The organism is Nocardia sp. CA-135398, from assembly GCF_050955845.1.
In the GTDB taxonomy this organism is placed as follows: Bacteria; Actinomycetota; Actinomycetes; order Mycobacteriales; family Mycobacteriaceae; genus Nocardia.
The window spans coordinates 3717036-3740905 of the sequence record NZ_CP192084.1 but is presented as its reverse complement, the minus strand read 5'-3'; the positions used below and the strand labels follow the sequence as shown (position 1 = coordinate 3740905).

Sequence of the window (23870 nt, the reverse complement as noted above, 5' to 3'; positions counted from 1 at the left end):
GCAACGCATATCGTGTACGGCGTTGCGCGCTGGGGCCACACCAGCCGCTGCCTCCCATCATCGGCCCGGGAACCCGGACCACGGCGTGGCTCTCGGCGGGCCGTCGTGCGGTGGCGTCGAGCGCGAGAACGCTTCGGGTATCCGGAACCCGCTTTCAGCGACCTCAGCGCGCAGGAGTGCGAGATGCTCGCTGCTTCTGGCCCATATCTCGCCGACGCCGAGTGCGATCGCCGCACGCATCCTGCCGGAACCGGCCACGCCCGATACGGCCAGACGCATGTCAGCCGCGTCGGCTTGCCGCACGAAGCGCTCGGACAGCAGCGGGTACGGCACCGCGATACCGCTTGCCCCGGCACCGCGCACCTCCTCGAGGATGGCGTCGATGTCATTGGTACCCGGCAACACCGCCCGAGCCATCCAACCGGCGGCGCCGCGCATCCCTCTGGTGGCCACCGTCAGCGAGTTGATCATCGCCACGCACCGACAATCCGGTGTCACCTCCGCGGCCGCGGCCAATACCCGCAGGTCGACCGCGTGCAGCTCACCTCGCACGCCGTGCCGCTCCAGCGCGGCCGCGACCTCTCGCACCTGCGCGCGGACCTCCGCATCGGACCAGGCGGGCCCTGCGGGCACCTCCACCGCCAACGCCGCATCCGCGAAGGTCGCCGACCGGCATACGAGGTCGAGGGCGGCCATGTCGGCGGCGGCCCGACCCACCTGCGCGACGACCACGTGCACGCCCAGTGCGAGCGCGTCGGTCAACGCCCGCCCATCATCTGCCAGCCCTCCTGCGCCGAGCTGGATTGCGATCCTGGGTCCCACCCTGGCCGTGTCGGAAGCGTCCGCTGCCGCCATACCAGCATCGACCGGATCCGTCCGTCGTGCACCGAGCGGATCGGTCGCCGCGTGCCCGGCGGTCTCGTCGAGTGCGGCCTCCAATTGCGGCGCACGGCGATCACGGGCGGCGTCGACCACAGCCGCGCGAATGCGATGCATCGCGGTCGGGTTGTCGACGGTGGGCCGATGCTGCTCGGTAGGCACCTCGGCACCACGCCCGGCAAGACACCACGCGGCGTAGCGCAACGACTCCGTGGGCTGTGCGGCACCTACCAATGAATACTGCAGGTACTCGCCATGCCCGTCGTAGGGAGCCAGCGAGTACGGGAAACCGCGTTCGGCACGCACTCGGGTCGCGTTCGTGTCGGTCGCTGGGTCGGTCCCGAGCCCGAGCGGCCCGTCACCGAGCAACCGGCCACGCGCGTCCGGTGAAACGCCACCCAAACCGGTCACCGTATCGTCGGATTGCGCCAGCACCCAAGTGTGGCCGCAACTGGCATCGGTCGCGCTGTCGTAGCGTCGGCCACGCCCGGGCGACCCCACGATCGTGCGGTTGCCGAAAATGTGATCCAGTCGCCCACCCACGGTCGCGTCGGATACGACCGGGGTTCCGTAGCTGTAACCGAGCACGGAAAATCTCGCATTGCTCACCGCGCGCAAGGCCTGCACATCGCGCGCGAACATTCGCCCACCGGCCTCGGCGAGTTCGGGTCTGGCAGCCCACGCTTCCTTGTAGTTGGCAGGGGCTTCGTAGCCGATCCAGCACACCACCGCGACCTTGCTCGCACGATCCGCCCGCACCAACTCCTCGTACAGATTCCGCGCACTCCCCAGCCTGGCCGTTGCCGACTGCAGCCGCGTGTTGACCCCATCCGCGTACCAGACCACGTGTTCGGCGTCCTCGAGTCGACAGTTGCCGATGACGAATGTGCCGGATCCGTTGCCGCCGAACGCGTTCGGGTCCAATGCCACCGTTGACACGATCGGCGCGGGGATGTCGCGGTGCACCGTTACCGAGCGGATGAGTGCCTCGTCGACGGCGTAGAGGTTTCTGAATATCTGGCGCCCCGCCCGCCCGGCTTTCCTGCTGCCTTTCGCATGGATATCGGCGGCAGCGGCATATCGCCGATAATCGTTCGCGTAGTTCGCTACCTCCGACGGAATGCCCGGAGCATTGCCGACGATTTCCGGATACCGCGCCACGACCGCGCGCTGCTCGTCGGGACTCAGTGCGTCCCACCACCGTTTGTTGTCGACTGCAAGCCGACCGGCTCTGGTGAAATCGTCCGGCAGACCTCGATGCAGCAGGACATCGGGACCCGCCTCCCGGCCGCCGCGCTTGTCGATCGCACTTCGGGCCAGCGCACCGTCACCGGCGGTCTCGACCAAGGTGGGCCTACCGGTGTCGGGATCGCGCGGAAGGACAGCACCGTAGACCGAGTCGACCTGCGCGTCGACGTTGCGTTCGATGCAGTCGGTGAAGCGCACCCACGCCTCCTGCGCGTCATCATGGCGCGCGACCAGATCCGGGCGACCGGCCAGAATGCGACTCATATTGTTCAGCGACTCGGTGGCCGCCTTGGTGCGATCGTCGATATAGAGGAGGAATTCGTCATCGATCGGCTTGCCCGCCTCGAACGGCTCCTTCTCGTATCGCTGCGCCTTATCGCGCACATCCTTCAGCACGGAATTGGTAGTGCCCGCATCACCGGTCGGAAACCGACACGCGAACTGCACGCCCGGCAAATCCAGGGCTTTCGCAGGGCTACTCGCCCGCGATGCGATCCCGTAGTACACGTCGGCGGATGATGCGATATCCGCCAGTGCGTCACGCATCGTCGCGAGATTCGACTCGCCACAGACCACCACTGTGTCGACCGTATGCGCGGCCGACTCGTGTGACAGTGCCTTCTTCGCAGACCGACCGCCGTTGCCGTGCACGACCAGCTGCCGTTGCGGCCGAACCGCCGGATGCGACGCTGCGCCGGTGTGCATGTCGGCGGACAGCGCCGCCATATCCCCGGCCAACCGGTGGCCATCAGTGCCGGACCACACCACGACCCGAACCGGGCGATCCGGGTTTTCCCGTACCGCCGCCTCATAGTGGTTGCACGCCAACTGCATTCGCTGATCCAGGCGGCGCAGATCGCCAGCGGTGCCGTCCACATGCCACGCCTCCGACAGGGGATCGGCGCTGCCGACCGAGATGATGAGCGAGCCAGCGGTCGGTCGGTCCGCATCGAACTGCTCGAGCAGTACGGTCGGTATCGGTACTCCGGGAGTCGCGACCGTCGCGGCCCGCTGGCGCGCCCGGATCAACAAGTCCTCGACATTCAGCAGATACTCCCGCATCGCCCGCTCCCGTGCGGTCGGCCGCGCCGAGTCCTCGACCGCTGCTCTCGTTTTCGCGAACGCCCACCGATTGGCCTGGTCGCGCACGTCTCGCGGGAATCCCCCCGCTTTGCCGACGAATTCCGGCCACACCAGCACCAGCGCCCGCAGCTCATCCGCGCTGAGACCTCGCGCGAGCCGCGCGTTCTCGGCTGCGTGCGCCGCACGTTCCTCGACGGCGACCGCGCGGTTCCCGGCCGGTCGCCGCCGCCAGCGATACACCAGATCCTCCGGGCTCGCCCCGGACCCCCACTGCTCACGCAAAACCCGCTCGGCCCGCATACGCAGGTCCGCATCGGGCGGGGTGTAATCGGGCAGCCCAGCACGGGGATCGATCGGCCCGATCAGGTGAAGGTGACCACCGGCTCCGGCACCTTCCGGCCCCTGCGCCTGCACCGGATCGGCTGGCTCGTCACCGCCACCGGGCCGACTACCGATGAATCCGTCAGGCCCGGTGTTTCCTCGCCCGTCGGACCGGAACGGCTCGATCATTTCGCCGCCGGGCGGGAGAAGGGCTTGGGCCAACGCCGTGACCGCCGGGGTGAGGTCCGGAAGGTCTGTCGGGCGGCTGCCGATGTAGCCGCGGGGTCCGACAGTGCTGGTCGCGGGTTCGGCGACCACTCGGCCGTTCAGCTGCCTCTGGATGAGGTTCAGCAACCGGCGACGATGACCGGCATGCAGTTGCCGACACCAGTGTGCGAGCACGTCGCCCGGGTAGAAGCCGGAGTAGGACGGCACCAGCACACGCCACGTGCCCGATGAGTCTTTCCCCACCGTCACACGCGCCGACATGACACCGAGGTCGAGTATTTCGCTGGAACGTTCCGTCAACGGCGCGGGTTGTTCCAGTATCGGCGCGGGGTGGGCGACATCGTCGGGAGCTTGCAGGACGACCCGCCGCAGGGCCGCCAACGCACTGTGCGGCTCGTCGGACTCACTTGTCCGCGGCGGCCTGCACGCCTCCTCGACAGCACGGTCGGTCAGGATGTGGCCGTGGGTCGTCATCGTGTAGAAGGAGTCACTGGAGCCCTTGAACACGCTCGGCGGGAGCCCCCGGATCCACTGCTCGAAGGTCGGCCGCTTCGGTGATCTCCCCGGCTTGGTCCCCGGCTTGTCGAGCGCTCCCGCACTGCACAGACGCAAGTACTCGTCGAGCAGTCGTCCTGGGATGTTTTTGCGGCTCGGGTCGGCATCGTCGGGCTGGAGATGCGCGACGCGCACGTCCCCGTCGCGCCGCACCTCTACGTCGTCGTAGGCAATCCGCAGGCGGCCGCCGTGCCGCGGAATCGTATCCAGTAGGTCCGGGCGTTCGGAGAACAGTTTGCGCAGGACACGGCCGTGCCCGCCCATACTCGCGACGCTCAGGCCGGTGGGATTGCCTCCCCGGTCCAGCTGTACCGCCACCTGTGGGTGTCCGTCGATCGGCAGCGCGCCGCCCGACCGCAGCGCCTCCTCGATCCGCGTACTCGACACGGCGGCATCGACCATCTCGACAAGTCGCGTCGGCGCACCCGCACTACCCTCGGACCGCTCCCACTCGTTGAAAGCGGCGATCAACCGCTGCGTGTCGGGTCGCCGCTGCGCCCATTCAGCCACGCCCGGGAACTCACGACGCCAATTCTTCTTGTTGAACGGCCGCAAGATTTGCGCTTGCCGGCTCGGTGGCACTCGAAGCTCACCGCCGATGGCCGATGGCTGCGTCCACGGCCCGGGTCCGAACTCGACACGTACCGAGTGCGACCAGTTCGCCATTGTTTTGTTGATGTCCGCGATTGTCGTGAGTTCGACCCCGCTGAATCTCGTCTCGCCGCGGCGCGGCTGTGACGGCAGCCAAGAGCAACGGGCGCCGAACGAAAGCACGCAGGCGGAGTCGGCCCCGCGATCGGATGTGCCGTCCGCCACCGCGACATGCATCAACCGCTCGGGTCCGCCCGGCTCATCCGTGCCCAACCACATCACCACGTCACCGCGCTGTGGGCGCGCCTCTGTGTCTCGGTCCGAGAGGAGTTGCCGGCCGTCCGGAACAAGGAGGTCGGCAGTTCATGGATCCAGCGCCGGGAGAAGTCGTCGGGGTCTTCCCAGTTGTAGATCGCGCGGACTTGCTCGCGGCTGAGTGCACCGGCGGCGACGGCGGCGGACACCACCATGTCGATGCAGCTGAGCGGCAGGTCCGGGGCTAGGGCGGGGACTTGTTTGTCACTCGACCAGACCCAGTCGGGGAAGACGCTGTCCGGCTTCAGCTGACACCAGTAGGCCGTATCTCTGCGGGTGAAGTACCCGAGCAAGAACTCCATGACGCGGGACGACGCGGAGACCGCAGATGATTCCGCCGCGACCATCTCGGCCGTTTCTCGATCACTGACACCATCGTGTTCAGCACCGTCCGACTCATCCTCGGTCCGCACCTCGGCATGAGAATCGCCCGCGCCGACGGTCGACGAGCTGCTTCCCCCGAAGGAAGCCGCGTCGGCCGAGGAGGGGGCTGACGAACCCTGCTCCGATATATGCCCGGCCTCGCCGTCGCCGCCAGATACGACATCGGGCCGGACGCCACGCCCGTACTCACTTGCCTGCGGCTCAGCCGTGACTCCGGGACGTTCTGGCACACTGTGGATTCCCACCGCGGCGGCTGTCTCCTCGGCCGAATCGTGCTCGGTTCGGCGACCTGGGGATTCGTCGGACGGTGGACGATGGCCTATGAAACCGGACGGTCGTGCGGGCCCGGATCATCGGCGCCGGGCTCCGCTGCTGCGTCTGGATAGAACCGTTGCAGGAACGCGGTAGCGATGTCCGCCGGTACGGCCAGCACCTCGAGCGCACGCTGTGCTTGCTCCAGGGTGACCTGAAACTCCTTGGTGCGTGGGTTCGTTGCGCGTTCTTTCACCGCCCATTGGGTCAGGCTCAGACCGACGTGGGCGGCCAAGTCCTTCTGAGACATCTTCCTGCGCTTGCGCGCGGCCGCGATCCACGTGTTGGGGTGCGGGAATTCGGGATCGGCCGGACCGGGTAGGTCGTGCAGCGGCACTTTCACGCCCCGGTCGAACGGGGCAAGATTCGTGGCCGAACCTGAACTGTCGGTCGGCCGGGACCATGGAGTGGCACCCGACGGCTCGGGGCGATGGGTGGAATCAGCCGGGTCGGACGCTGCGGCCCGATTGCCCGAGCGTGACCACGGCGTCGGCTGACGATCTTTCTGCGCAGGTTCCTGCTGTTCGGGCCTCTCCGGTGGCTTGGTGCCGATGAAACCACGCGGCCCTTGTTCATATGCCGGTCTGGTGAAAGTCAGCTGATCCGGCGGGTGGTTCGCGATGGACTCAGATGGGCGATCTTCCTCCTGGGCCGAATCACCTGACTGTTCCGATGTCTCGAATCTGCCGAAGTTCTTGGTGATGTATCCGTCGAGTTCCATCCAAGTGGTGGTCAGTTGGATCAGCCGGGCGAACCGCAGATGATCGAGGAGCGCGTTCAGGAGGCGACCCGTGGGGGGTTGCGCCGCCGAGGCGGCGAGGCGTTCGAGTGCCTGCGGTAGATCAAGATCCGCGTCCGCCGCTACGTCGCCGCTGATGGCAGAGCGACCGAGCATGTCGTCGAGATCTCGTGATCGCTGCGTGCGCCTTTCGCCATTCGAGTGGTTGAGTGCGTTGTCCGGTGTTCCTTCGTGTGCCAGTATCGTGGCACGTTGGAGATCGTCTTCCAGCTCGAGACTGCGACCGATCCAAGGACCGAGCGCTGTCAACAGCTGCTGTCCGGCGTTGCTGAGCAGTCGGTCCCATTCGGGCTGGGTGAGCGCGGTCAACCGCCTGTGCAGTAGGTTGAGCACTTCGCTTATCTGTGTCGTCACCAAGCTGGGGTTGGTTCCGGTCAGCGCGGCAATCGTCGCGGCCGAGGATTTCTGGCCGTGCCGCCATGCTTCGATGGCCGCGGCCTCCGCACCGCGGGCGGGTGGCTGTTCGCCGAATTGCCGTGCCGCCGCGCGTAACTCCGCTGCGGCCTCCGCGCGGTTGCGCGCCAATTCAGCGAAACGGCCGTCCGTCTCGGCGGATTCCGATGGCCGACTGCCGATGAATCCACCGGGCCGGTCCGTGCCGGGCGGCCTGATCGTCTCGTCGAACAACGTGGGGGGCTCGTAAGCGACACCGTCGAGCGGAGTGGTCCCCAGCATTCGCACCCGCAGCTGCCCATCGTGCACCTCGACCGCCAGCGCGCCGGTCCTTTTCAGGCCACCCCAGCGTCGTGTTGCCCGCCCGACCGCCGTGGACACCGCCGAACTCACCCGACCCACATCGAAACCCGTTGCCAGCCCGGCCAACTGCGCGGCGTCGACGTGGCCGATGCTGTTTCGATCTCCCCACAGGTGAACCGACCAAGAATCCGTTTCCCCTCTCCGCCCCCGCCACTCGAACGTGCCGAACCCCTTGCCCAACAGCTCCGACTCCAGAGCCCTACGGGCACGGACAATGGTTGTTCCAGACCGCATTCCGCCGACCGTGAAGCCGTCGTCGTTGTCTCTGCTCGATATAGAAACTTTGACGCTGTCGCCACCCGCAGCTGCTAGACCGTAGTTCACCAGCGACGCAGCGACATCGAGCAGTTCGGTGGGCAGCTCTGCCGAAGTGGTGACCAATCCGAGAGAAGTCAGCGACTCCGCCAGCGAAGTACGTACTTGCGGCGCGGGTGTGTCCGGTGCCAACACCGCGGATGAATACCGGGTCGGATCGTTCGAACCAGGTGTGGAATCCGTTGGGCGACTGCCGATGTAGCCGTCGGGCTGGTCTTGCTCGGGAGCTGATCGTTCGAGGTGTCGTTCGAAGGTGTGAACTGCCTGGGCGGTGTCGGGGTGCCATTCGGCACCTTCGGATTCGGCCACCCATCGGTTCATGCGCTGATGGAGCTCGGCGAATACGGGGGCGACTCGGTCGGGATCGAGACCGGGGTCGGGGTCACGATATTGGACGATCGTGCGGTCGCCCTGCTGATATACGGCAACCTCGATATTGCCCGGTTCGTGGCGAAGAGGGCCGAGGATCAACGGCACTCGCACCTCGTCGGCGCTGCATGTTGTTCCGCCGCGAACAGGCTTTATCCAGAAACCGTCGTCGTAGACAGCGAACATCGACTCGATGCTTCCCAGGACGCCGAGCGGCTTCATGGTGAACAGCGCCGACACCGGTGTCGAATCGAGGTGCCACAGTTTGCCTTGGCTCGCGTTATCGAAGGTGGTGTCATCAAGACGGAGCCCGCGACGTGTCAGCGCATCACGCAGTTGGGCGGTACCCATGGGATCGAAGACGCCGTCCACCCCATAGGGACGTACCGGATCGTCCAGCCGTCCGTACCGGTCGGTGAATAATGTGCCCCAGCCAGCCAGATCGACTCCCATAGCCAATATCAAGTGAACCAAGGAATTGTGATGGATCGCGGCCAGGAATCGGCCCCACTGATCCATCACAAAGGAAACACCCTTCGATCCGGTCCGCAGTAACTCTGACGAGGGTCCGGTCGATTTGATGAAATTCCCGTCATGGACAGCGAAAGCCAGAGCTTCGAGAACGGGAAAATAGTCCTCGTCGTAGGCCCCGAGCAAATCCTGGACCGCAATGGGGCGCGCGGTGTAGGTCGGTCGGATCGGTCTCGGTGTCTCGGAGCCGTGCCGGGCGAGAGCACCGAGGTCGAGCACGATTCGCTCGATCATCTGCGGTAGCAGCGGATTGTGGTCGAGGCCCTGCATGGCGCTGGATCGCATAGCGGGAGCGATCGCCCCGTCAGCGGACGCGATTGCCGCGTGGATGTCCATTCGCAGCTGAAGCAGCGACAGCCCTGCCTCGGTGGCCGCCCGGGTCGACCCCAGCCGATCTACCGCCGCCGCGACCGCGTGGTCCAGCTCGCGAAGCCGGTCGATCGCCTGGTCGGTGTCGTGGCTGCGGGTCAGGTAGTACATCGCCGCCCGGTAGGCGTTCGGAATAAATCGACTGGCAACGTCGCCGAAGGTCCGGTCCGAGCCGGTAAGTGCCGCAACGAATTCCGCCGCTTGCACCGGTAGCGAGCGCAGCGACTGGATCACCTCTTGATCCCAGTCATTGTCGCGCCCCGCGACGAGGTATGCGTCGACCAGCCTTGCCCAATCCGAGCCATCGACGAAACGCGCCGCGCCGAGTTCGGCGACTGCGCGCAGTCGCTCCGGGAATCGGGTCAGGATATCGAGATCGTGTCGGTCGGATACCGACCGCGTGTCGGCTACTCGGAGCGCTCCGATTATCTCGAATACATTGCTGGCGGCATCGGCCGCGGCGAGCAACGATCCAGAACCGCCTGCTGCGCTTCGATGCAACTGTTCGATCACCAACGCGGTCTGAACTCGTGCTGCTGCGATGGCTGCTTCGAGCGCGGGTGGTTGTCCACGGTGCAGGTCCGCGATGTATGCAGAAGTCTCGGTCTGGGTCTGGGTGAGGAAGGTTCGCAGGCCGTGGTCGGACAGCTGAGTTGCCCAGTGGGCGAGTTCTTCTCGCGTGGCGCCAACTGCATCAGGCCTGGCGGGTTCGCCGTGCGTGGTGGAATCCTCGACGGGCAGTGCGGCCCCACCCCCTGGCTCCGATGAGGGCCGACTACCGATCAGACCGCCCGGTCCGCGCGGTCGAGTGCGCTGTTCCTGCTGGTCGGGTGCTCCGTCCGGGCGGCCGCTCCGATTCCACGGAGTGCGTTTGATCTGCGGTTTCTCCGCATCACTGGCCGGCGCGTGCCGGTCGGTGACAATCAGCCGTTCGAGGGCAGGAACGGATGGGTTACCCGGCGGCGTTGTGCCGTGTATATCGAGGGTCTCGAACTGCCGCCCATGCTCGGTGGTCAATGGAACGACGAGTCGATCCGTGTACGTCCCGTCCTCGGCCATCCGCCGCTTGATCTCGTCCTGTGCCTGCCGGATCAGCCTTTGGGTACGGTCGTACTCCCCGTAGAGCATGCGAGTGTCGGGGTCCGCTGCGATGCGTTCTGGTAGCTCGATGACGTGCCGGTCGATCCAGGCCTCGTCGTATCCGGCGCGGCGAAAGGCGTCGCGGATCGGCTCGGAAACCGGACGAACGCTTCGTTCCCCAGTGTCGGGGTCGATGATCAGTCGCTCCTCCCGAGACACCTGCAGGTTGCTGTAACAAGGAATGATGTAGGCGTCGTCGAGGGAGTAGGCGTATCTGGGATTCCCGTCCAATGGACGGAACGTGGCGTCGCTGGCCAGATGAGCCTCGTCCGGTGCTGTCGTCTTGGCCTCGTTGCGTATCGGCGTTGTCTTCATGATCGCGCCGAGCGGCATCACGACGATCGCGCCGAGCGGGTCCGGCAGTACAGTGCTGTTTCCGGGTTCGAGTGTGCGGCGGAGTCCGGCGTATCCGACGTACATATTGAAGTTTTCGGTCCCCTGCCAGTCCCCCGGCTTGATGAAATGCACCCCGACGGAATGGGCGGCCGTTGTGTTGATGACCTCGTCGTGTGCGCCGGATCGGATCATGCCCGCTGTGGCGATGGCGTGAATGTTTGGTGTGAAGTGCAGGTATAACGTGTCGGCCTGATCCACGTAGCTGCCGAAATCGGATCGGTACTCCGCCGACTTGTCCACTACTCGGGTGTACAGATCGGAGCTTGCCTCAGGAATGCCCACCATGGTGCGCACGCGGGCGATGGCGTCCGCCAAGGCCCTGACGTTTCTTGCCTCGTGATCCCCGAACACGAATCCTCGCATCGAGCATTCGGCGAATATGCTTACCGCGGACCGTTCGACCATCCTCAGTAGGTCATCAACGATCACGGTGATGCGCCGGGGCGCGGCAATGGCGACTACTGCATCAACTACATCGTCTCTGGTGCGCAGACCTCGGGCGATCTCTGACAGCAACGGTGCCAGCCCGTTGTCCGGCACATCGTGCCATCCAGCGCTCATATCACGACGCGCCGCCGATATTTCGGATCGCATCGAATCGATGTCGTCGAGCAAACCCTGGACCGTCCGGCGCGAACCGTGGTCATCGAACAGCTCTGCCGCGCGGTCGAGCTGCGCTCGGACTCCCCGCTGCAAACGCCGTATCGCGTCGTCGGCTCGGGACGCCTCCACCCGATGCGAATCCAGTTCCGCAAGCCGAACCCGGGCCGCGGTGTGCAACACCTCTGCGTAACGATCTTTCGCACCGGGAAGCAATGCGGCGAATCCACTCTGCTTGACCGGGACTATCTCGGTAATAACTCGAATATCGCTCTCGTCGAGACGTGGCTTCGCGCTGATCGCACGCAGGGTCGCGATCATCTGGTCACGCCGTCCCTCTGGTGTTTCGGCGTATGCGGCCAATCGCTGGTCCAAGAATGCATTCAGCTCATCGCGGACACCGGTCAGAGACACCATGTCTACCGTTCCCGATTCACCGACCAATGTCGCGAGCGCATGCTCCAACTGCCGCACCTGACCGGTGATCCGGTCGACGGCCTGATCGCGTTCGGTCAGTGCATCCGACAGTGCGACAGCATTCTCCTGGGTGAGCAGAAGCTGCTCGGAAACGAGAGCATGCCCCAGCACCTGCTCATCGGTGAGATCCCCCACCTCGACAACCCCGGCGACGTCCTGGTCGGAGCGATCACCCGGATCCGACATCGGCCTGCTGCCGATGTAGCCGTCCATGGAATCGGCGTCCGTACCGCGACTTTCCGGCGCGTCGTGCGACGCCGCCGGGCCGGAGCCAACCTCCGGCGGCCGCAGGGTGCTCACGTAGTGGTGGACAACCCATTGCGGGGTGCCGACAACGGGTCCGTTGATCTCCACATCGAAGAACCCGACCGCAACGGTTTCACGCGGGGCGAGCGTCTCCTTCGTCGTGCTGGTGAAGGCTGCCTCCGGGAGGTGCCGAAGCCACGCGTCATACGGTTCGGCAATCATGCCGTGCCGCCGCAGCGCTTCCCAGGCGTCGTGCAGCACGGATTCGATATTCGCACTGAGGCGCATTCCGGTGGCGTGATCGATCGCGTGCGCGAATTCGTGGACCACATCGTCGTGGTAGGGATGTCCACTGCTCGGGTGATAACCGGTCGCGCTGTCTTCGCTGTCGTCCTCGATGGCCTGTGCTCGGTTGGCGGCCCTGCGCATGTTGAACGTCATCCACTGGGTCCGATCGCGGCCGCCGGGAACGGTCTCAGCGTTGATGTCCGGATCGTCGAGGAAGTCGAAGCGCAGCCCGCGGATGTTGGTCATGAGCCTGCGGAACCTGGGCGTGTAGTGGTACTTCGTGAGCAGTTCGTCCAACGTCTGGAGGATTTCCCGCGCGGCTTCGACGAGCACGAGGGGGTGCTCGAGACCGGCGATCGCAAAGTACGGATGGTTGAGAGTGAACTGTTCCACCAACCGTGCCTTGGCCTGCGCGTCCGCGCTCAACCCGCTGACATGCGAGGTCTCCTCCGTGGTGTGGACAGCGTGCTGCTCGACCCGAGCCAGCGCCGCCAGCGCCCGCTGGTGCGTTTTGTGCAGCAATTTCCGGTGCGTCTCCGGAAGATCGGCCAGCCGCTCCTCCACCAGTTCCCCGACGTAGGACACCTGCTCCCGGATGGCTGTGATGTCTCGCCGTGGGAGGTGGTGGTCTCGCCACACTGCCCTGCCATCGACGCGCTGTACGAACTTCGCGGCGAATGGGCTGGGTCCGCTATCCTCGGCGGTTGTTGCGCCCCGCCCTGCGAGCACAGTGCCGTCCGGCCCGACACTCCAGTGCCGAGTGCTGCGCCTCGTCTCGGTCGCGGCGTCGAACAGCCCGAGTAGATCACCGGGGGCGGCGTCGAGATACCTGCGGTCCAGGGGGCCGAGCGCCGCGGCCAGCTCCCGTTCTTGCTGGCTCAGGTCATCGTGGACCAGTCCCAAGTCGTAGGCTCGGGCTGAGGACTGCGGGAGCACCATGTCCGCCGGTCGGCCGGCGATGAGTTCCCGGTACAGGACCGTGTAGTCGCCGGGCTGCAGACATGTATCGGCAACCGGTGCGCCCATGGCACCTCCGATCGACGATTTCAGCCATTCCACCGTGGCGTTGACTGCGGCATCGTAGGTCTCCCTGACGGCCTGGTAGCCGTTGCCGAAGGTCACCAGTTCGCACTTGACTCCCGGCGCTCCCGGCAACGAATCGGTACGTGCCACCCCGGCGTCGAGACCGTCGTCTATGAGCTCTGCGAACCTCGCGCCAGGAGGAGTGCGTCGCTCGGCCGGTCCGTCGTGATAATCCTCGAGCCCGGCGTTCCGGCGGGCGACCGTGCTGTCCGTGCCGGTTTCGTCGACTCGCGCAGCGCCGTCGATCGGGCCATCCGACGGCCTGCTGCCGATCAAACCTTCGGGACCGTCCGGCCGGTGCGTTGTGGGTTGTGCCGAAAAGACTTCCGGCGGGCGAAGTTTCGTGAGGTACTCATGGATCACCCATTGCGGGGTACCGACGACAATGCCGTTGATCTCCGCGTCGGCGAATCCGACGGCGATGGCCTCGCGTTCTTTGAGTGTGGTCTTGGCCGAGTTGGTGAACGCGTACGACGGCAGGCGGTTGAGCCATTCCGCGTAACTTTCGATCAGGCCGTGCTCTTTCAGCTTCGCGTGAGCATTACGCAGCACGGTGGGGAGGTTCCGGCTGAGTTCCCAACCGGTGGCTTGGTCGATCGCGTGGGCGAATTCGTGGCAGACGTCATCTGCATACGGTTGGCCACTGCTCGGATGTGTTCCGTACTGGAGACGACGGTTGTCATCAGCGCGAGCCTCATCCCGATCGGCCGCGTACTGCAAACTGAATGTCAATTCCGTCCGAACGGTGGAAATCTCGCCATGCGGACCGTGCTTGTCCTGCTCGGGTTCGGCTTCGGCGCGCGACCCGAACAGGAAGTCGATCCGCAGTGTGCGAATGTTGGTCATGAGCTTCTGGAAACCGGGGGTGTACCGGTACCTTCCGAGCAGGTCATCCAGTTTCCCCAGGATTTCCCCGACCGTCGCCACCGGGACGTGCGGACTGTCGAAACCGGCCAGCTCGAGATAAGGGTGGTCGAGCACGAAGTCCTCGACCACCCGAGCCTTGGCCCGTGCTTGGTCATCGAGCCCGGCCATGCGCAGCGGATGCTCGGCATGCCGTGCCAACTCGCGCAGCGCGCGCATCGCCGCCATCTGCGTATCGAGCACTGTCCGCGAGAGCGACCCGGGAAATACCAGCTGTTCCAGCTCGTCCCCGAGGCGGTCCACCTGCAGTCCGATGTCGACGATGTCTTGCCGACCGAGGTGATGGTCCTGCCACACGCTGCGGCCGTCGACATGGCGGACGAAGGCGGCGGCGAAGGGGCTCTTCTTGCCGGTGATGGCCGCGAAGATGCCGAGCATGTCGGACGCACTGGGGTCTCGACGCGCTCCCTCGTACTGGTAATCGCGGTAGAGGACATGATATTCGGGTGGACTCAGGCGCACCTCGGCGATCGGCGCTCCCATGACCCGGCCGATCAGCGCCTTCGCCCACTCCTGCATGGCGTGGTCGGCATAGGCGTAGGTCTCACGGAGGACCTGGACACCGTCATCGAAGGTCATCAGCTCGATCGTGACTCCCGGACGTCCCCGCATCGCCTGGGTTCGCACCACATCGGGTGTCTCCTGGGCCGTGTCGTGATCGATTCCGTGGTCTGTGTCCGCCCGGTCGGGCAACGCTGTCCGTGCGTACTGCACCGGCATCGCGGCGACATCCGGCAACTGCGACGGGAATTCCGCCGACGCACCGTCGGCGTCACGATCGCTCAGTGCCTGCGCTACCGCCGCACGGACGTCCGCCACAGACATGTCGGGTGAGAACACGTTTAGTGGCTGGCCGGGCGCACTGTCCGAAGGACGGTTGCCGATGAAGCTTGTCGGTCCGTCCGATTCGGTATCACGACTGCTGCCGATGCGACCGGCGTCGAGGGGGGCGAGCGGAGTTTCGTCGTCCCGCGGACGACTGCCGATGAGATCGGGAGGATTACCGCGACCACTGTTCGGCGGCGCGGTCTCCGATGTGGCATCCGGATAGAATCGCTGCATGAACACGCTGGCGACTTCGTCCGTGGCTGCCAGGGCTTCGAGCGCGCGCTGCGCCTGCTCCCGAGTGATCTGATACGCCCTGGTCCGGGGGTTAGTGGCACGTTCCCTCGGTGCCCATTGGGTCACGCTCAGGCCGACGTGAGCGGCCAATTCCTTTTGCGACATTTTCCGACGCTTACGCGCGGCCACGAGCCAAGCATTGGGGTGCGGGAATTTCGGATCCGCGGGATCGGGCAGGTTCTCGATTTCCGCTGTGAACGTTTCCCGGAGCACCGCCTCGGCCACGTCAGCCGGGGCATCCAAGGCATCGAGGATGCGCACAACCATTTCGCGGGTCGGCTTGACACCGCGCTCGAATGAACCGATGTATGTGGCCGAACCGGGCACACCCATGCGGGCGGCCAGTTCACTGCGAGATATGCCCCGGGAATTGCGGGCAGCTTCGAGCCATCGACCGAACGGCTTGACCTCGCCAGGGTCCGGCCACACGATCGGTTGCGTCTGCTCCGGAGACGGGCTCTCCTGCTGCCGTGACCACGGAGTGGCCCCGTTGTCGTCGATCTCGTCGCGCCGATCACCATCGCTTACCCCCGGGCGGCTGCCGATGAAATCCGGTGCGGATTCTTCGAAAGTGACGACCACATCATCGGTGTCGGGGTGGAACATGACACCGTCGGACTCGGATACCCACCTGGTCATCCGCTCGTGGAAGGCCTTGAACACCCGCGCAACCTGTTCAGGTTCGGCACCCGGGTCACAGTCGCGGTACTGCACGATGATGTGCTCGCCCGCACGATATACGACTACGTCGAGGTGCCCAGGCGCTCGACGCAATGGACCGAGAGTCAGTGGCACCCGCACCTCATCGGGGCTTTGGGTGATCGTTTCGCTATCGGTCCGCACCCAGAATCCGTCGTCGTACGCGTCGAAGGTCGCCACGATGCTGTTCAGCAGGCCCCACTTGCGCATAGTGAACAGATCCGGCAGCGATGGCAATTCGCCCTGCCACAGCCGACCGAGAGATTCGTTGTTGAAATGGGTGTCGGTAAGGTCGAATCCTCCCCGCATCAGCACATCGCGTAACTGTGTTGTGCACATCGGGTCGGACAGGCCGCCCAATGCGTAGGGATACAGTTGCCCAACCGGGCGGCCGTCCTCGTCGGTGTACACCACGCCCCAGCCGGCCGCCTCGTCCCCCATGGCAGCCAGCACATGCATCAGGTGGGCGTGTTCGCTCTCACCGACCATCCGGCCCCACCGGTCCATGACAAAGGAAATTCCCGCTGTCCCGGTCCGTAGTGGTTCGAAAGACGTACCTTGCACCGTGCGGAACTGTCCGTCGTGCGCGCCGAGCACCCGAGGCTGGAAATTCGAGCCGATAGCTTCCCGGTAGTCGTCATCGGTGAATGGTTCCTCCGACGTCACCGGATGAGCGGTATAGGCGGGCCGAAGAGGTCTCGGTGTTTCCGAGCCGTGGCGGGCCATGGTGTCGAGGTCATCCACAACCCGCGCCACCATTTGCGGCAAGAGCGGGTTCTGCTCGAGCCCGAGAAGTGTGCTGGCCCGCATCTTCGATGCGATGGCGGCGGCCGCGTAGGCCATTGTTTCGTGAATATCGATTCGCAGCTGAAGTAGCGATAAGCCCGCGTCGGTGGCCGGCCGGGACGATCCCAGGCGGTCCATCGCTGCCGCGACCGCGTGATCCACATCGCGCAGCCGGGCCACCGCCTGCTCGACATCTCGGGTTCGGGTCAGGAAGTAAAGTGCCGCGTGGTAGGCATCCGGAATGTACTGCGTGGCCGACGCGCCGAAGTCGCGGTCCGAGCCGGTGAGCGCGCGCGTGAATTCGGCTGCCTTCACTGGCAGCGATCGCAGCGCCCGGATCAGTTCCGAATCCCAGTCGCCGCCACGGTGTTCGGTCAGGAGCGCATCGGCGACTTCTGCCCAATCCGCTGCGTCGACTCCGGCGGCCTGGTCCAGCTCGGCGGCCACTAGTAGTCGCTCCGGGAATCGGGTCAGCAGGTCGAGCAGACCGTCGGGATCATCGGCGAAGGCCGATGGCAGCGCCGCTGTCATCGGGAGCGCTCCGATGATATGGAAGACGGCGGTCGCGGCGTCGGCGGCAGTCCGGGCCTCGGTGATCGACGCTTCAGTACTGCTGTCCGTGAGCCGCTGCCATCGCTCGGTCGCCAAGGCGATCTGTGCTCGTGCCGTCCCGATGGCCATGTTGACCGCGGGTGGTCGACCGCGATGCACGGCTGCCACATGAGCTGACGCTTCGGCCTGCTTTTCGGCGAGGAAACGCTGTAACTCACGATCCGACAGCTGAGCTGCCCAGACTGTGAGTTCCTGGTGCGTGGCACGCACCGGATCCGGCATCGAGGGCTCGTCCCGGGCCGCTGGATCTTCTTCGAAGGACTGCCGAGCGACCGGCTCCGGTGTGTAATCCGGTGGGCGGCTGCCGATACGATTCCCCGGCTTGTCTTGTCCGGTGGGTGTGGGGCGAGGGGTTGGCGTCGCCTTCTTGGTGGATTGCCACGGCACCCCTTTTGCGTCCTCGGCAGTCGCTCCTATCCGATAGAGGTGGGCGAGGCGGTCGGGGAGATTCGTCTGCTTTTGCTTGGCGCGGCGTTCGATGTTGTGGATAAGCCTCCGGGTACTGTCGGCGGCTCGGCGGTTGATGCTCGCGCGGATTTCGGGCTGGTCGACGTATGCGAGGGCCTCCCGCGCGGCGTGCTCGGGTGCCATCGCCTGAATACTCTCGAGAACTTCTTGCCGGATGATCCGATCGTTTTCCTTTATTCGCTGGCGGTACTCCTCATAGCACCGCATGACGAAGCGCTCCGCGTCCGAGGCGACTGCCGGGTCGCAGTCGATACTCCGGACCGATTCGAGAGTCTGCTCCAAAGGATTCCGCCGGGGTTGCTGCGCGGACTGCCTGGACTCGGCCGGGACGGAGCCGTCCGGTGACAAGCCGTCGCCGAGAGGGCGATGGCCGGCGAGTGCGAACTCGTTCCGCCGAAGCGGTGGAGCGCGGCTCGACCACAGCGATGGCGGGGGCGAACTGGGATCCTGGGCGGAGACGACTGGGCGCTGCGTCGTGGACAGCCGGTCGAGGGGTTCGCCCGCACTGTCGAATTCGATTGCGAGGACGTCCCGGTCCGCCTCATCGAGCAGGTCGATGTACGGCTGCTGTTCGCGCTGCCACTGCTCGAACGGGACGGCTTTGTTCAGCAGCGCGCGGGGTTTGGCCAGATCGGCGGGAGTGATCGGAGCCTCGCCCGGGGCGGCCGCTATGTCGAGGACGACCAGGTTCGGCTCGTCGGCCCGTTCACTGTCATTGACCAGCAGCACCAGGTGACTTTCGACTTGCCCCTTGTTCACCCACTTGTAGACCAGTGCCTGGCTACCCCCGGGCCACTGTTTCAGCGATTCGGCGGTCTCGTCCAGCGAAGCGAATGTCCGGAAGGCGCCGCCGAAGGCCCGCTCGGTGTCTTCTTCGTTGTGGCCCCGCAGTGGCATGTCGGCTGGCATGCGGTAGGCGTGCTCATTGTCGGGGTACAGCACCCGCATCATCGTCACGCCGTTGTTGACGCAGCTCTTCGGGCTGCGCTGGTGGATGGCGACGGCGAGGTCGAGCAGAGCGGTGACGGCCAGGAAGGCGGAGGCGGCGAAAACGCGGAGTTCGGTGGCCGGGTCGTCGGCGGTTTCGGTGTCGCCGAGCAGGCGGGCGACCGCGTCGGCGAGCACGTCGCGGGCGGTGGCGGCGTTGACCTCGGTGGCGGGAACGTCCAGCAGGGTCGCCAGCTCGATGCGGGCCGTATCGACGGCGGCGCCGACCTGGCGCACGCCCTCCGCGCCCGCGACCTGGGCGGGTTCCCAGCCGAGTTCGGCGGCGAGCCGGTTACGCTGCGGCCTCAGATGATTCAGCGCTTGCTCGTCGCTGAGGGCGTCCGTCTGCATCACCGTCACGGGCGGGGCGTGGTCGAGGTGCTGGTTCAGTGCTTCCACGGCAGCGGAGGAGATGCCCGCTCGTTCCATGAGTCGGCTCAACGGGTCGTCATCATTGTCGGTGTCGAATACGGCCGCGGCCGCCTGGACCGATGCGGGTATCCCCAGCCACCCGGCCAGCCGCGCGAACCGGTCCCCCGACAGGTGCGGTTGGACGGCGGCAGGCTCGGCGGACACGGCCTCCGTCGGGGCACGGTCCGAATCCGCTCCGGCGTAGCTGGTGGCCGATTCGGTCTGGCCAACACCCGCCGCAGTGTCCGGCCCGGCGTTGGGGAGGCCCGCAGCGATAGTGCTCTGGAGCGAGGTCGCCGAACTGGCTGCGGGATCTCCTGCGGTCGGAGGCGCGTGGGCGAGGTTGGCGCGGCGCATCGCACGCTGCAGATAGGCGCGGTCGGCCGCGTCGTTCTGAAGCGGGGACGTCAGGCTGCGCATCTCCCGCTCGGCCGCGGCGACATCGGCCGCCGTGGCCGCGACCTTCGTCCGTGCCGCACGCACGGCCTCCTCCGGTTGTGCCGCGTTCGTATTGCCCGCCTGCCGGGCAGCTTCGGTGTATTGGGCGGTGGCCTCGGCATGCTTGGCCACCGCGGCCCGATAGTGGGTGATCGCGACCCGCGCACCGTGATGCTGCGCCTCGCTGTAGAGGCGGTCGGACGCGGCGACGCTGAAACAGAAACTGCCGTTGCGGCCGTTGCGGCCCGCGCGCGCCGACCGCTGATGGTCCTCGTCCGGATTGGTCGGCGAACGCCCCAGCATATGCGCGTGCACCCCGCCCAGCTGATTGACCTCGTCGCTGATCGATACGTCGAAACCCCGGCCCAGCATCCCCGTGCCCACGGTCACCGCGCCCCGAGCACCCGCGGTGTCCTTGACCGACAGCAAGTGCTCCTCGGCGGCATTGTTGTCGCGATGCGCGGCGAACCACTGGCCGTCGATCGCAGTGTGTTCCACATCCGCCTTGGTCAGCATCAGCGAGAATTTGCGAGCCAGATCGTTGAACGGGCAGATCACCAGCACCGGCCGCCCCTCGGCCTGCAACTGCTGCACCCGACTCACCGCGTCCCGCAATTTCTCCGGCTCGGTGAGGAATATCCGATCCTGCTCCCCCACCAGTTTCGACCGGCCGAAGTCCTCCACCTTCGCCAGACCACCCTGGACCGGGAAATTCTCCTTGATCTCCGCCGCGGTCCGCTCCAGCGTGCCCGACATCAGATGCAATTTTTCGTACCCGCCGAGGACGTCCTCCACGGTGACCTGTTTCGATCCCTTCCCATCGGAATACACCGGGGCACCGAACATCGCCTCCACCATTTTGTGGCGGCCTCCGAACCACCGGCTCTCGGTGCCGATCTTCGGATCGCTTCGCGGCTTCCCGTACTCGTCGAGAATCTGTACCTTCTTCTCGGCATCGTGTCCGAAGATCTGGAAGTCCCGATTCAGTTTCAACCGGCCTGCCTTGACGTCCAGGAAAGCACGGGCCATCTCGGTTTCCTCGGCGGTGAACTTCCGCCCCGCGTAGCTTTCCCACAACCGGCTGACCGTGTCGAGGCACTGCTCGGGTTGCTCGCGCAGCGACCGCGCCGTCAGCGTCCGTGCCGCCCCGACTTCCTCCGGCGACAGCGCCCGTACCGCCCCGGCCTCCTCCGCCGTCAACGGTCCGTCGTGGAGTGCCTGTTCGAAATGCACCGACAGGTCCTTCGCCGCCGTGATCCTGCTACGCAACACGGCTTTCAAGAAGTCACGCACCCGGTAGACCCCGGCGGCCTCCACCTCAGAGGCGAGCTCCCGCTGCCCTTCGGACTGGTAGTGCACCGTCTGGTTGTGCACCAGCACCGCGTCCGCCTCATCGATGGTCGCGGTCTTCCCCGGCGGCGGCCGGTCGAACAGCTCGGCGGTCGCGCGCTCGTCGTAGGTCATGTAGTACACGGTCGGGCGATCCACCTCACCCGGCGGACTGTGCGGATCCCAACGCGCGACCTCGTATCCGAGACTGCGCAGCATCGGCGCGAATTCCCGGACCCCCTCATTGGCCAGCACCTCGGTCGTAGTGATCACATGATGCACGCGCGCCGACTCACCGCTCGCCAGCTCCACCGGCTCCCCGCGCGACAACTGCCACAACGTATCCAGCGCACCGACCATGGACTTGCCCTGGCCCGTGCCCATCTGACGCATGAACCCGTGCTCGCCGAGCAGGAATGCCTTGATCTGATTCCACCGCGGCGTCATGCCGGTTCCCTCACGCACCGCGTCGATGTACCGCAGCAGCGACTCCACCCGATCGCCCTGCTCCATCGTGTGCCTGCGTTGCTCCCAGGTCTCACCGGACAGTTCTTCCTGTCGCAGCCGGTACAACGCGAGCGCCTTCTTGGCCGCGGCCTTGAACTGCGTCTGCTGCTCGGCGGTAAGGTCCCGCCTGATCGCCGGATCCGCTGACGGCAACCCGGCCAGCTCCTGTGCCAGCGCCTCCGCCGGGTGGTCGGGTCGGTCGTACACGGACGGGCGAGCGTCAGCGGGCACCGCATCCTTGGTGTGCTCCACCGCCGACGGCTCGTGCGCGGGCGGTACATCCACCTGCTTCGGGGCCGTAACCCGGGCCGGGCCCTCACCACCCGCACCATGGCGGCCGGACGCATTGCCCATCTCCACTGGAGAATCGACCTTCGCCGCCCCCGGTCCCGACCGCGGAGCCGCCGACTCGTGCCCAGCCGCACCGTCGCCGGCCGGAGCCGAGGCGCTCCGGCCGACACCGACCGAGTGCGCGTTGCCTTCGCCGTGGCTTGCCGATTGCTGCGGTTTCGAACCGGAGTGGTCATCGCCCGCACCCGCCAGGAGTGCACCAGAAGCCACAACACTCCCAGCCTGCGCACCGTCACCGCCACCGTGCACACCACCACTGGCCTGCGCATTGCCGCCACTGCCAGCACCGTGCCCACCGCCACCGGTTTGGCCATCACCAGCGTGCGCGCCGCCGCCACTACCGGCCTGCCCGCGGTCCCCGGTTCGCGCATCGTTGGCGCCACCGGCCTGCGCGCCACCGCCACGCGCATCGGCACCATCCTGCTGCCCATCACCACCATGCGCACGATCACCGGTCTGCGTAGCGCCACCAGCGCCCTGCACATCCCCGCCGGTCTGCGCACCACCACCGGAGCGCTCATCACCATGGTCTGCTGCTGCGTGGTCGCCTTGCCGCGCAGGCGAATCCGGCTCGCCCGGGCGCCCGTCCGCCGCTGCCCTTTTGTTCGCGTCTTCATCCGGGGCAGGAGCCTGCGCACCCGATCCCGCATCGGCGAGACGCCGCGGCAGATCTCCCGACCCGTCCGGCTCGTGCTGTCGGTCGCCCGTCGCTCCCGGCGAACCCTCCGATACCAAGTGCCCGCCGAGCAGCGCCGTAGCCTGGCCGGGCGCGGCCGAGTTCGCGAGCTGCGGGGTGGTGCCGCCGTTGCCGTCCACCGGAGCGGGGGTCAGCGATTTCGTCTCCTGGGGAGCCCCCGCCAGCCGCATCACGGCATCCTTGCTGAGACTCACCGTGGAAGGATCCGGAGGGACGTAGGCACCGCTGCCGTCGACCACTTCACCGATGGCGGAACCGGGATTCGAGTGGGCCCCGCCGTGCACATCCACGACTCCGGCGAATCCGCCGTTGAGCAGCGACGTCAGGACGTCTTCGGAGTTTTCCGGCCAGCCCGTGATCAATGCCGCCGCGCCCAGACCGGACACCGCGCCCGCGACCCCCTGTACCAGCCCGAGTGCCGCACGGCCGGTCGCCAGAGCGGGAACGACCTTGGGCGCGAACACGCCCGCGCCCATGCCGCCCACCGCACCTCCGGCTCCCGACACTCCTGCGGCCTCGATCGACTTCAGATCGATACCCATCGGGTTCTCGCCGTTCGGGCCCTTGACGGTCGAGATCCGGTCGCCGGACCCGACCTGCATGAGCTGTACCCCGAGATCCACACCCGCGGGCAGCGCGGCGGCCGTACCGACGGCAAGAGCAAACCGGTGCGGCCCCAACGCCGACAATCGTGCCGCCGTCTTCGCCGCGCCCACCTTGTAGGCCTTCTCCAGCCCCGCGCGCATCAGCGCGACCTTGGCACGGCCCTCGACCAGCATCGACTCCACCATGGGAGCCGCCGCAACCTCTCCGGCCGGACCGGCTGCGGCGGCTACCGCCACCATCCTGATGATGCGCCAGGCCAGCTCGATACCGAACACGAACATCACGCACAGTGTTTTCTCCGCATCGTTGGCGGCCGCGTGCGCTTGATCGGCCAACGCCAGCGCTTCCTCCCGCAGCCTGACCGCGCCCTCGCGGTGCAGATGCAAGACCTCGCGCACTCGGTCACCCAGCGCGCCCAGCGAATCCTCTTGCGCCAGTAGCTTTTCCGCGTCCTCGGCATGAGCGTTCATGGCGGCGGCCTTGGCCCGCAGCTCCGCGGCCATCCATCGCATCCCGGACACGTCGGCGCGTGGCAGTTCTCCCCCGAATACCAGCACTACGATCGGGCGCCGCACCCCCGGGGGCAATTCCTCGAACGCTTTGCGCAGCTCCACGACCGGATTCAGCGACCACAAACCGTCCACCGGC

General features: G+C 66.3%; 3 protein-coding genes. All 3 read right to left on the bottom strand.

The genetic code is table 11. From position 1 onward, the window contains the following. Positions 1–57: 57 nt before the first annotated feature. On the bottom strand, positions 58–4824 hold the full coding sequence (locus tag ACQP1T_RS16485) for an alpha/beta hydrolase (protein ID WP_433761245.1): 4767 nt from the start codon (positions 4822–4824) through the stop codon (positions 58–60). Between the two features lie 359 nt (positions 4825–5183). Beyond that, complete coding sequence (locus ACQP1T_RS16480) at positions 5184–5633, bottom strand: hypothetical protein (RefSeq protein WP_433761244.1); 450 nt, start codon at positions 5631–5633, stop codon at positions 5184–5186. Positions 5634–5923: 290 nt separating this feature from the next. Next, positions 5924–23866, bottom strand: coding sequence for a helix-turn-helix domain-containing protein (locus ACQP1T_RS16475; protein WP_433761243.1), 17943 nt, complete (start codon positions 23864–23866; stop codon positions 5924–5926). Positions 23867–23870 lie beyond the last annotated feature (4 nt).